Origin of the sequence: Cellulomonas sp. GbtcB1 (genome assembly GCF_019091725.1) — a bacterium.
GTDB lineage: Bacteria > Actinomycetota > Actinomycetes > Actinomycetales > Cellulomonadaceae > Cellulomonas.
Genome location: NZ_JAGXJG010000332.1, coordinates 1 through 257, shown reverse-complemented (window position 1 = coordinate 257; position 257 = coordinate 1). Strand labels below are relative to the sequence as shown.

Genomic DNA, 257 nt, shown 5'->3' with positions numbered 1-257 from the left:
GGGCTGCGCGGCGGCTACGAGTACTCGCGCTCCGGCAACCCGACCCGCGCGGCGCTGTAGGAGGCGCTGCGGTCGGCGGAGGGCGGCGGCGCGGGCTTCGCGTTCTCGTCCGGCCTCGCGGCGGGGGACACGCTGCTGCGCGCCGTGCTGCGCCCCGGCGACCACGTCGTGATGGCGGACGACGCGTACGGCGGCACCTACCGCCTGATCGCCCGGGTCTTCGGCCCGTGGGGCGTCGGGCACACGGCGGGCGGCCT

The 257-nt window shown here is 78.6% G+C and carries 1 pseudogene; it reads left to right on the top strand.

Annotated features, from left to right (window positions below):
* Positions 1 to 257: pseudogene (locus tag KVT14_RS20605) on the top strand (PLP-dependent transferase); the annotation flags it as partial.